This window comes from Myroides indicus, assembly GCF_004364575.1.
Lineage (GTDB): Bacteria > Bacteroidota > Bacteroidia > Flavobacteriales > Flavobacteriaceae > Flavobacterium > Flavobacterium indicum_A.
This window is the reverse complement of the sequence record NZ_SOAG01000027.1, coordinates 1-11,736: the sequence shown is the minus strand read 5'-3', so window position 1 is coordinate 11,736 and position 11,736 is coordinate 1. Positions and strand designations below refer to the sequence as shown.

Annotated in this window: 13 protein-coding genes and 1 tRNA gene; 7 read left to right on the top strand and 7 right to left on the bottom strand. The window is 32.1% G+C overall.

The window, feature by feature from the left end; all coding sequences use genetic code 11:
• Positions 1–39: 39 nt before the first annotated feature.
• Both xerD and C8P70_RS11060 read right to left on the bottom strand, forming a co-directional pair.
• On the bottom strand, positions 40–936 hold the full coding sequence (xerD, locus tag C8P70_RS11065; protein ID WP_133713385.1) for a site-specific tyrosine recombinase XerD: 897 nt from the start codon (positions 934–936) through the stop codon (positions 40–42).
• A gap of 112 nt (positions 937–1,048) precedes the next feature.
• Positions 1,049–1,711, bottom strand: a complete 663-nt coding sequence (locus C8P70_RS11060) for an outer membrane beta-barrel protein (protein ID WP_133713384.1) — start codon at positions 1,709–1,711, stop codon at positions 1,049–1,051.
• Between the two features lie 417 nt (positions 1,712–2,128).
• Here C8P70_RS11060 and aroQ point away from each other — a divergent pair, with 417 nt between their 5' ends.
• A complete protein-coding gene (aroQ, locus tag C8P70_RS11055) occupies positions 2,129–2,548 on the top strand; it encodes a type II 3-dehydroquinate dehydratase (protein ID WP_133713383.1) in 420 nt (139 codons plus the stop codon).
• A 29-nt stretch (positions 2,549–2,577) separates the two neighbouring features.
• Here aroQ and murA read toward each other — a convergent pair whose 3' ends face one another.
• The 3 genes from murA to C8P70_RS11040 form a co-directional block, all read right to left on the bottom strand.
• Positions 2,578–3,888: a UDP-N-acetylglucosamine 1-carboxyvinyltransferase gene (gene murA, locus C8P70_RS11050; RefSeq protein ID WP_133713382.1), complete on the bottom strand. Its 1,311-nt coding sequence runs from the start codon at positions 3,886–3,888 to the stop codon at positions 2,578–2,580.
• On the bottom strand, positions 3,888–4,574 hold the full coding sequence (locus tag C8P70_RS11045; RefSeq protein WP_133713381.1) for a DUF4290 domain-containing protein: 687 nt from the start codon (positions 4,572–4,574) through the stop codon (positions 3,888–3,890). The genes murA and C8P70_RS11045 overlap by 1 nt, the downstream gene beginning before the upstream one ends.
• A gap of 71 nt (positions 4,575–4,645) precedes the next feature.
• Entirely contained in the window at positions 4,646–4,930 is a 285-nt protein-coding gene (locus C8P70_RS11040) for a DUF493 family protein (RefSeq protein WP_133713380.1), read from the bottom strand.
• A gap of 119 nt (positions 4,931–5,049) precedes the next feature.
• Here C8P70_RS11040 and C8P70_RS11035 point away from each other — a divergent pair, with 119 nt between their 5' ends.
• From C8P70_RS11035 to C8P70_RS11015, 5 genes are all read left to right on the top strand, one after another.
• Positions 5,050–5,583, top strand: coding sequence for an AAA family ATPase (locus C8P70_RS11035; RefSeq protein WP_133713379.1), 534 nt, complete (start codon positions 5,050–5,052; stop codon positions 5,581–5,583).
• A gap of 98 nt (positions 5,584–5,681) precedes the next feature.
• Entirely contained in the window at positions 5,682–7,583 is a 1,902-nt protein-coding gene (locus C8P70_RS11030; protein WP_133713378.1) for a RecQ family ATP-dependent DNA helicase, read from the top strand.
• The gene (gene fmt, locus C8P70_RS11025; protein ID WP_133713377.1) at positions 7,580–8,524 is read left to right on the top strand and encodes a methionyl-tRNA formyltransferase; all 945 of its coding nucleotides are present in this window, start codon (positions 7,580–7,582) and stop codon (positions 8,522–8,524) included. The genes C8P70_RS11030 and fmt overlap by 4 nt, the downstream gene beginning before the upstream one ends.
• Before the next feature lie 167 nt (positions 8,525–8,691).
• Positions 8,692–8,973 carry an HU family DNA-binding protein gene (locus C8P70_RS11020; RefSeq protein ID WP_133713376.1) on the top strand — a complete coding sequence of 94 codons (282 nt, stop codon included), beginning with the start codon at positions 8,692–8,694 and terminating at the stop codon, positions 8,971–8,973.
• 85 nt (positions 8,974–9,058) lie between these two features.
• Positions 9,059–9,634, top strand: coding sequence for a YqgE/AlgH family protein (locus tag C8P70_RS11015; RefSeq protein WP_133713375.1), 576 nt, complete (start codon positions 9,059–9,061; stop codon positions 9,632–9,634).
• Here the strand turns inward: C8P70_RS11015 and C8P70_RS11010 are convergent.
• Together C8P70_RS11010 and C8P70_RS11005 are read right to left on the bottom strand one after the other, a co-directional pair.
• The gene (locus C8P70_RS11010) at positions 9,631–10,482 is read right to left on the bottom strand and encodes an aminotransferase class IV (protein WP_133713374.1); all 852 of its coding nucleotides are present in this window, start codon (positions 10,480–10,482) and stop codon (positions 9,631–9,633) included. The genes C8P70_RS11015 and C8P70_RS11010 overlap by 4 nt on opposite strands.
• A 51-nt stretch (positions 10,483–10,533) precedes the next feature.
• Entirely contained in the window at positions 10,534–10,920 is a 387-nt protein-coding gene (locus C8P70_RS11005) for an START-like domain-containing protein (RefSeq protein WP_133713416.1), read from the bottom strand.
• Positions 10,921–11,048: 128 nt separating this feature from the next.
• Between C8P70_RS11005 and C8P70_RS11000 the strand changes: the two genes are divergently transcribed.
• A tRNA-Met gene (locus C8P70_RS11000) sits at positions 11,049–11,122 on the top strand.
• Positions 11,123–11,736 lie beyond the last annotated feature (614 nt).

Genomic DNA, 11,736 nt, shown 5'->3' with positions numbered 1-11,736 from the left:
TATACCTCTTAACTTATAATAAAAGCCATTGAATCATCATCAATGGCTTTTATTTTTTTTAATACTCCGCGGGTGAAAATCTTCAATAACTGTTCGCAAACGCTCTCTGCTTATATGAGTATATATCTCAGTAGTAGTTATTGATTCATGCCCTAACATCAATTGAATTGCCCGGATATCCGCCCCGTTTTCTAACAAATGTGTAGCAAAAGAATGCCTGAAAGTATGCGGACTGATATTTTTTTGCAAACCAATTTCTATTGCCAGTCTTTTGATAATAGTAAATATCATTGCTCGCGTTAACTGCCCTCCTCTTCTGTTTAAAAATACAATATCACTATCTTCTTTTTTTACCTGTATATTACTTCGAATTGTACTTACATAAAGGTCAATATACTCTATTGTTTTTATATCAACAGGAACAAATCGATGTTTACTTCCTTTTCCGATTACTCTTATGAATCCCTCTTCAAAAAATAAATCAGAAAGTTTTAATCCAACTAACTCGCTTACCCGCAAACCGCAACTATACAGCATTTCGAGCATAACCTTATTCCTATAACCTTCATTTGTTGACTGATCAATAGCCGAAATTAATTTATCTATTTCTTCCAAGCTCAATATATCAGGAAGCTTACGTCCCAATTTCGGCACTTCTACTAAATCAACCGGAGATTTCACTATGTATCCTTCTAATATAAAATAGTTGAAAAAACTTTTTAATCCCGAGATGATTCGTGCTTGAGTAGTCGGCGCGACAATATCCGACAAATCATACAAAAACTGATTGACCAAATCATCTGTTATCTGCTCAAGAGTAATATCATTTTCGCCTGTATCATGAAGAAACCTCAGAAATTTTTGAATATCCAGAATATAATTTTCTATAGAGTTTATAGATAACCCCCTCTCTAATTTGAGATAATTTCGATACATCTTGATATTTTTCTTCCAATATAAATTCACTTCTGGCTTTTACTACAAATATAGCAACAAAAAAAGAGCTCCTTTCGGAACTCCTTTTATTTATTTCTACTCTATGAGACAATTAGAATTTATATACTAAACCAAATTTAGCATTATCAAAAAAGTTGTCAAAAACATTAAGATTTGCATTTGTAGTAGATACAGTTCCTTGTTTTTCTCCTTCAAATTTTAGATTATAATTACTATAAGAGAATACGTTCCCTAAATTAAAAGCAATAGCTAGGTTTTCAGTAACAAAATAATTAAAACCTAAATCCACTCCTGCTTTAATACCTGTTGCCTTAAACTCTCCTAAATCTGCGTTGACAATACCTTGACTATATCCAATACCCACTTCAGTATAAGTTTTGAAGCGTTTACCTAATTCCAAAAAATAATAACGAGCAAATGCACCAGCATATGTTGTTTTTATATAATCAGAATCAATCTCATCAAAAATACCTCCAAATATTTCATTATCTGTACCTATTTTACCAAACCCCAATGAGGCTCCAACAGCAAACTTATCATTTAACATGTAACCTACTTTAGGAGATACTTGAAAAACAGTAGCTTTATAATCTGGTTCGTTTTCCGGTTTTACTTTCATATCAGAAATTTGAAAACTTCCTTCTAAGAAAACATTATTTTCCTGGAATCCAAAAGCTGGTTTTTCTTTTTCTTGTGCGTTAGCAGTAAAACCAAAAGCAGCTACTGCCATTAACGATAGTACTAATTTTTTCATATGTTTAGTCATTTTATAATTAACTAGAGCAAAGGTATAGACAGTTCCCATAAACAGGAGTTTTTTTGACTAAAAAATAACATTTAAGAAACTCTTACTTAGCTTTAAATAAACAATTAATTATCTATCAATTAATTATAACCAACGTCATCTTTATTAAAAAAAAGTTAATTACAGGTTCTCTCAATATAAAAAAATAATGTTTTAATAGCATTTTAAACATAAAACATACATTTCCAAACACTTATATGTTAGGAAACTAAAATATAAATAACATATTAAGCATAGTTAACATATAACAAAGCAAATCCCATACTTTCTCTTCGTTTTGAGATAATTTTCGGTGAGTAATTTTAAAACAACACTAATTAAATAATTATCTTTGCTTAACACTATAAAAGTATAAAATCGATTATCATGAAAATTTTAATTATCAATGGTCCTAATCTAAATTTATTAGGCATAAGAGAACCTAATATTTATGGAAATCAAACATTTGAAACTTATCTAAAAAATTTAAAAATAAAATTTAAAAATATTCAAATCAGCTACTTTCAATCCAACATAGAAGGAGAGCTGATTAATGAGATACACGAGAAAGGTTTTTCATATGACGGTATAATTTTAAACGCCGGGGCTTATACTCATACCTCAATAGCAATTGCCGATGCTATCAAAAGCATAACAACGCCCGTTATAGAAGTACATATATCCAATACATTCACAAGAGAAAAGTATAGAAAAAAATCTTACCTGTCTCCTGTTTGTAAGGGAATTATTAGTGGTTTTGGATTGAAAAGCTATGAAATGGCTATTACTTATTTTGAATTACAATGAATGACTTTTAAACAAATGTTTTTATAATATCAATCAATTCTCTCTATTCTTGCACCAAGCCCTCTTAATCTTTCATCTATTCTTTCATATCCGCGATCTATCTGATCAATATTTTGAATAACACTAGTTCCTTTTGCTGATAGTGCAGCAATTAATAGAGATATTCCGGCTCTGATATCCGGTGATGACATTTTTGTAGCTTTTAACTGAGATTTAAAATCATGCCCTATAACAACTGCTCTATGAGGATCACATAAGATTATTTTTGCCCCCATATCTATTAGTTTATCCACAAAGAATAAGCGACTTTCAAACATTTTTTGATGAATAAGTACTTCTCCTCTTGCCTGAGTTGCCATTACTAAAATTACACTAAGTAAATCAGGCGTTAATCCTGGCCAAGGCGAATCTGCTATTGTTAAGATGGAACCATCTATAAAATTTTGAATTTCATATCCATTTAAATGGGGGGGTATATAAATATCATCTCCTCTTTTTTCCAAAGTAATTCCAAGTCTTTTAAATGTACTAGGAATAATACCTAAGTGCTCCCAACCTACATTTTTAATGGTGATTTCACTTTGAGTCATTGCCGCTAATCCAATCCATGAACCTATTTCAATCATATCTGGAAGCAAGGTATGCTCGCATCCGCTCAACTGCTGAACACCTTGTATCTTCAAGAAATTAGAACCTACTCCTTCTATCTTTGCTCCCATCCGGATTAGCATCTTGCAAAGTTGCTGAATATAAGGCTCACATGCTGCATTATAAATAGAAGTTTCTCCTTCTGCTAAAACTGAAGCCATCAAAATATTTGCTGTTCCTGTTACAGAAGCTTCTTCAAGCAGTATCTCTGAACCTATTAATCGTTCAGCTTCTACCCCATAAAAATGCTCTTCCTTGTTATAGCGAAACTCCGCACCTAATTGAACAAATCCTTCAAAATGGGTATCTAATCTTCTTCTCCCTATTTTATCTCCTCCCGGTTTGGGAATATATCCCTTTCCAAAACGTGCTAATAGAGGCCCTATCAACATAATAGATCCTCTTAAAGACTTTCCTCCTTCCTTAAAGTCTTCCGAAGTTAAATAATCAAGGTTTAATTCATCTGCCTGAAAACTCATTTTATTACTTGCGAGTTTTTCAACTTTCACCCCCAATTTTCGCAATAATTCAATCAATATATTGATATCGATAATGTCTGGAATATTAGAGATTACAACTTTCTCATCAGTTAATAAAACAGCACATAAAATTTGCAATGCTTCATTTTTAGCTCCTTGAGCCTGAATTTCTCCGCGTAATTTATAACCGCCTTCTATTCGGAATGTACTCATTATTTTTTGCCTTTAGTCAGATGATTATTGTGCTTATTAAATTTTTTATTGCTTTTTTGGTTAGAATAATTGGTCTTATTTGACTGTTTTTTATTAACCTGAATTAAATTAGCAGTAGTTGAAAGTTCTTCTTCTTTTTTAGACAAATTAATTTTCCCTTCTGACAATTCATACAGATGTTCAAAAATTACTTCATCCTTTACGCTATCCTTATTCCAGCTTAAGTAACTTTTTTTCATATGATTTGCAATAACCATGATTAAAGCATCTTTCATCTCTCCTTCTTCCCAAGTTAAGGCCTTATTTATCATATAAGTAATATTGTTTCCATAGAACCTATATTTTGGATGATTTTGAGGATAATTCAACCGCTCCGGTTTAGAATTGATACTTTCTCGCGTAGCAATAGGATAAGGGCAATCTACATCTAGTTTAAAATCAGAAATCATAAACAACTGATCCCATAGTTTATGCTGAAAATCAGGCACATCTCTTAAATGCGGATTCATGTCTCCCATTACACTTACCGCATATCGGGCAGCTTTATTTCTTTCTTCTCTGTCTTTTATCAAACAGATCTGTTCTATTAAATTTTGGACGTGGCGCCCGTATTCTGGAATTATTAGCTCACTACTAGCTGTATTATACCCCAAATGGTTTATAGCTTCTTTTGAATCAAAATTCATTTATCTAAAAATTTACAAGCGTATATAAAAAAAATCAAATTTTGAATAACTAGAAAGCTATTCAAAACGTATTACAAAGACATTAAGCCCTCTATTGTAGAAAGTTCTATATATTTATCAACTATAGCTTGTGCACTAGGCATGGTTACTTTTACAGACACACTCGTAAAAGATCCTTTACTTGAACTTCTCAACTGAATGTCGGCATTTGTTTTATCAAAAGCTTCTTCAATACGCGCAATATTTTCCGGATTTCCCGGAACTATAAATTTATATAAATATACTCCCGGCCAAGTTTTGTCTTTTTCCAACTCTCCTTTTAACCGAACGTAAAACTCTTTTGTTTTTGTGTCCATCAATTATTTTTGCATGCAAATATAATCATTTTTAAACTGATATCTTTGTAAAGATACTATTAAAAACCTTTTCTTAATAGAGATTTATTGTAATTTTGCAGCTTTGATTTTAAAACGAAATGAACACCAAACTCATTTTAGTCATTGGCGGTCCGGGATCAGGAAAGACCACTTTAATTAACGAATTAACAAAACTCGGATATGTTTGCTATCCTGAAATTTCGCGAGAAGTAACTCAAAAAGCCCAGGAACAAGGTATTGATCAGCTTTTTTTGGAAAACCCTTTATTATTCAGTGAACTCCTTTTGGAAGGTCGGATCAGACAACATCAAAGCGCAGTTAACGAACATACCGAAATGGTTTTTATTGATCGTGGAATCCCTGATGTTTTAGCCTACATGCATTACAAAGGCGATTACTATCCTGAGCGTTTTGATCTTGCTTGTAAAGAACACCTTTACCATCAAATATTTCTACTTCCGCCTTGGGAAAATATTTATACCAGCGACAAACAGCGGTATGAAAATTTTCAGCAAGCAAGCGAAATACATCTTCACTTGATTGAAACTTATGAAAAATACGGTTACAATTTAATTGAAGTTCCCAAAGATACGGTTGAAAACCGGATAAACTTTATCTTAAACAAAATTTAAATAATTCCTTGCTTTCATATGATTTTAGATATATTACATCCTTTTTAATTAAAAACTCTCTATCTTCGTTAATAGCTAACAAAATTTATCACATTTGTATGAATACTCCAATAGCATTACTACAACAATTTTGGCAGCACGAAGCGTTTCGAGATCCCCAAGAGCAAATTATCAACTCTGTTCTGGCTTCAAAAGACACACTTGCACTATTACCTACGGGAGGAGGAAAAAGTATTTGTTTTCAAATACCTGCTTTGCTTACACCCGGGGTATGTCTCGTTATATCTCCCTTAATTGCACTAATTGAAGATCAGGTAAACAATCTTAGCAAAAAAGGAATAAAAGCTGCTGCTATTATCGGTGGTACTTCTGCAGAAATAATCGACGCTACACTTGACAACTGTATGTACGGCGATTACAAATTTTTATATCTTTCCCCTGAAAGACTTCAACAAAGCTGGTTTTTAGCAAGACTTGAGAAATTAACAATAAATACTATTGCCGTTGACGAGGCACACTGTATTTCACAATGGGGGCATGATTTCAGACCGGCTTATTTAGAAATTAAAAAACTAAAAAAAATATTTCCAAATATTCCTGTCATCGCCCTAACAGCATCGGCAAACCAAAGAGTAATAAAAGATATATGCCAATATTTAAACTTAGATAGTCCTCATATTTTTAAAAAGAGTTTTTACAGAGAAAATATAATTTATGGTGTATATAAAGTAGAAAATATAGCTTTAACACTTGAAAAAATGTTATTAAACTATCCTTTTCCAACAATCATTTACGCCAGAACAAGAAAAGAAACACAACTATTTGCCCAAAAACTAAACCACAAAAACTTTAAAGCTACCTTTTTTCACGGCGGATTATCCGTTTCGGAAAAGAAAAAAAGACTACAAGATTGGCTAGAAGAAAATACTCCGATTATAGTAGCAACAAATGCTTTTGGCATGGGAATAGATAAACCTAACGTCAAAAACGTTATCCATATCCAAATACCCGAAAATTTAGAAAATTACTATCAGGAATCTGGAAGAGCAGGAAGAAACGATCAAAAAGCTTTTGCTTCTATTTTAATTTCTCCAAACGAAATTGAATCTTCAGAAAAATGGATCAAAAGTAATTTGTTTGATAAAAGCCTGCTAAAAAAAGTATATCAAAAACTCAATAATTATTTAAACATCGCTTATGGCGAGGGATATGACAGCACTTACAATTTTAATTTTAACAAGTTTTGCTTACATTATCAATTTGCTTACAAGCAAACCTACAACGCTTTACAATTTTTAGACAGACAAAGTATTTTAAAACTTTCACAAAATGCTATAAACAGAAATAAACTGATATTTACAGCTTCAAGCAGTGAACTTTTAGATCTTGTTTACGACAATGAAAGACAAGAAAATGTTCTACTATTTATTCTGAGAAATTACCCTAATATTCATGAGTTTGAAACAGTAATTAACTTAGATTTTATAAGCCAACAAACGAGCGAAGATACATCCTATATAACAGAATGCATTTTATATTGGCAATCTCTAAATTTATGCAGATTTACTCCGGAAGAAAATGACATAACTGTCACATTCAACGAATCATGGGAAGGAGACAGAACTATTTTTCGCATTCTTCCTTATCTTGAACAACAGAATAAACTAAAAATAGACCAATACAAATCTATGCTCTTTTACATAGAAAATGAAGATATTTGCAAAAACAGAATTCTACTCAAATATTTTAATGAAATAAAAGAAGAAGACTGTGGAGTTTGTTCAGTTTGCGTTTCTAAAAAGAAAAAAACACAATTAACAACAAACTTAAAAGAACTCAAAGAAAAAATTCTATCACATCTTATTCGAACTCCTGCTTCAATTTCGGATCTTGAAAGCTGTGGTATATCATCAAAAGAAGATATTACTATCGGAATTCAAATACTATTAGAAGAAGGAGCAATAATTGCGAATTTTAAAAACCAGTACATTATAAAATGAAAGATTTACGCATTATTTTTATGGGCACCCCTGAGTTTGCAGTAGGAATTTTAAAAGCAATACTCAGTAAAAAATACAATGTAGTAGCCGTAATCACTGCCCCGGATAAACCAGCAGGAAGAGGTCAAAAGATAAAGCTTTCCGCTGTAAAAGAATATGCTTTAACTCAGGATATCCCCATTTTACAGCCTACAAATTTAAAAGATTCCAGCTTTTTGGAGGAATTAAAACAATTCAATGCCAATTTACAAGTAGTAGTTGCCTTTAGAATGTTACCCGAAGCAGTATGGAAAATGCCCGAGTTGGGAACTTTTAATCTCCACGCTTCTTTACTGCCTGAATACAGAGGTGCTGCTCCTATCAACTGGGCTATCATTAATGGAGAAACACACACAGGAGTTACAACTTTTTTTATAGATGATAAAATAGACACTGGTGCTATTATTTTAAAAAAACAAACAGCAATAAGCAAAGACGAAAATGCAGGTGAGCTACACGATAGACTCATTTGTTTAGGAGCTGAAGCCGTAATAGAAACACTAGATTTAATAAAACACAATCAGGTTTCTCTTACTATCCAGCCTAAACAAGAAACAAAAACAGCGTATAAACTATACAAAGACAATTGTAAAATTGACTTTACAAAAAGCGGTATAGAAATCTACAATCAAATCCGAGGCTTAAGTCCCTACCCAACAGCCTGGTGCTTTTTTAAAAACAATAACGAATCCTGGAATGTAAAAATATATGAAAGTACTTTGATTAAAGAAAAGCACAATTTTGAAATCGGAACAATAATACACGACAAAAAAGAACTCAGAATAGCAGTTAGTGATGGTTTTTTAAATATTTTAAGGCTGCAATTTCCCGGCAAAAAACAAATGACTGCCAATGAATTACTAAACGGAATCAGTTTTCAGGAAACAATAAAAGCCATTTAAACAATTAAATATCAAACATTTAATATAAAAACATATATTTGATGTAATTTTAAATTTTGAGTTTATGGTTTTTTAGATTTTTTTTTCACAAAAAGCTTGCTTTATAACGGAATAGTCCTAAATTTGTAATGAAGACTTTAAGAAAGTTAACCTTAAAAAAAATTATTATGAACAAAACAGAATTAATCGACGCAATCGCTAAAGATGCAGAAATCAGTAAAGTGGCAGCAAAAAAGGCTGTAGAATCATTTTTATCAAACATTGAAACTACTTTGACTAAAGGAGGAAAAGTTTCTTTAATTGGATTCGGATCTTGGTCAACATCTGATAGAGCAGCACGTGAAGGTAGAAATCCTCAGACAGGGAAAACAATCAAAATCGCAGCTAAAAGAGTTGTTAAGTTTAAAGCAGGTTCTGAATTAGAGACAGCTGTTAACAAAAAGAAATAATAAATATTATTATAATTACAAAAAAGCCTTGCTGTTTATAGTAAGGCTTTTTTTGTATTTTAGTACTAAATATTTTATCTGCCCTATGTCTTTCAACAACCAAGCCATCCACAAAGGAAATATCATTATTTCTCTTCCTACCAATAATCCTGGAGATTTACAATTTTCCAGAGCAGTTATTTTATTGACAGATCACAATAGAGAAGGTTCTATAGGCTTCATTTTAAACAAACCCTTACAACAAGTTACTTTAAGTCAACTTATACCTTCTACAAACGGTGCCTTTACAATATATGAAGGAGGTCCGGTAGAGCAGGACAAGCTGTTTTGTATTCACAATAGACCAGATTTAATCCCGAACAGCAGACATATTATTGAAGATTTATATTGGGGTGGAGATTTTGATATTATTTTTAATTTAGTCGATACAGGATTACTCACTTATCAGAACATTCGCTTTTTTCTTGGATATAGCGGATGGGACGGCGACCAACTCAAAAACGAGCTAGAGGATAATTTTTGGATTAAAGCCGAAAAAGAATTAGATTACAATAATGTTTTGTCTAGTACATCCGCTGAATATTGGAAAAAATGCATTGCCAAGCTGGGAAATCAATATTCATTGTGGATTAATGCACCTGAAAACCCAACTCTTAATTAAGAAAGGCGAATCAAAGTATTTAGTTTTACAATTAAATCTTTTGCTAAATTATTCTGATATTCTTTTTTTCTATACTTTGTGACAGATTGAATACCTACAATTGTATTAGTAATAAATATCTCGTCTGCTTTTTGAAGTTCAAAGGGTGAAACAGATACTTCTTCCAAAACATAATTTGTATTTTTATTTAACAAATCAATAATTTGTTTTCTCATAATTCCTTTTATACAGCCATCACTTAGCGGAGGAGTTTTAACTATACTGTCTTTTACCACAAATACATTTCCATTTAAGCTTTCCACTACATTCTTGGCGTCATTAATCAGCAAACAATTTTGATATCCATTCTCTTCCGCAAAGATACTTCCGGTAATATTGATTAATCGATTGGTCGTCTTAAGGTTTGATAATAAGTGGGCAGTAATATAGAAATCCTTATATAATTCAATCTCATAAGGAACATCATGCAAAATAAAAACTTCATTTTCAAGAGCTTCACAGGAAGCAATGAACTCAATATTCCTGTTTTTAGGCAAGTATTTTCCTCCATCGGCTCTATATACTGTAAAACGAACGCGAAAAGCATTTTTTTTCATTTCTACAGATACTTCTTTTATCGTTTTGAGCAACTCTTCCTGAAAAAACTCCATGGTAAACTCCATCGGAATTTCCATTCTTAAGATACGCATAGAAGACATTAATCTAAAATAATGGTCCTCCAAAAATAATATTTTATTATCTACAATTCTAATTGTTTCAAAAAGAGCATCCCCATACAAAAAACCTCTATTATAATTTATATTGATTTCTTCTCTTCCAGAAACAAGTTTGCCGTTAACATTAATCATATTTATATCTGATTATTATCAACGGCAAATATACTTTAATATTTTCTTTTATTAGGCGGAACCCAGCACTTGTTTTAAATCCATAATTTGATTTTCCCACAATTGTTTAGATTCCTCTATTTCATCCGGTTCTGCAAAATCTGTTACTATAATCGTTACATCCTTAGTTAACTCGTCTTTATGAATTTTTAATTCAAAGAAATATTCCGTCTCATTTCCTTCATCATCTAGCCATCTATATTTTATACGCTCGTCTGCTTTACGTGTTACAACTCTAGCTTTTTCTTCCGAATCTCCCCAAATAAAAGAGTAAAATTCTCCTCTTGAATTTACATTATCAGCGAACCACTCACTTAGTCCCGAAGGATCAGACAAATATTGAAACAATAATTGTGGTGATGAATTAATTGGAAATTCCAATTCGTATTTTTCCTTCATAGCCATATCTTAACAAATTATTTTTTCCGAATATAAAGATATTTTGTAAATAAAAAAATATTTTTTCATTTATTCAGAATTTGTTTAATCTTTTTTTTATACTACTTTTGCATCCGGAAAATGTATTTGGCGGGGTAGCTCAGATGGTTAGAGCGCAGGATTCATAACCCTGAGGTCACGGGTTCAATTCCCGTCTCCGCTACTAAACAGGACAAATGAAATTTATTTTCGTTTGTCCTGTTCTTATTTTGGAGTAATCCGTTGTTTATCTGAAAGATATAGTTTGCGATTACGTTTATTCGAGAGGTTCGATAAGTTTTTCCGTCAAACTCCAATTTTTCGGGGAATATCGAACCGATTATACCTCTCCTTGTGTTGATTTCACCCTCGCTGTACATCTTGGGAATATTTTCTATGTACTTTAAAGCCCTGTCCAAAGACTGTTCTATATTGATTTTCTTGGTATCAGAACCGTCCTTGCTCAACTGTTCTTCCAAACTCTCGATTCGTTTCCTACACTCATCTTTGATTTCGAGGTATTCCTCATCATCAATAATTTCAGATAGCAGTTTGTTGCGTGCTACTGACAACCTTGCATTTAGTTTATCTATTTCCTGTGCAATCTGTTTCTTTTCGTCAAGTGGGTTGTTTACGAATTTCTTGTAGTTGTCCAACAACAGTTTTTTCACTATGTGAGCAGAACCGTTTAACGCAAACTGTCGCATACTCTTTTCAAAAATATCGTTGGCTAATTCAGCTTTTTGGCGGAAGCCACAGGATGAAACGCAATGATAGTAGTAATAACGGCTTGTTCTT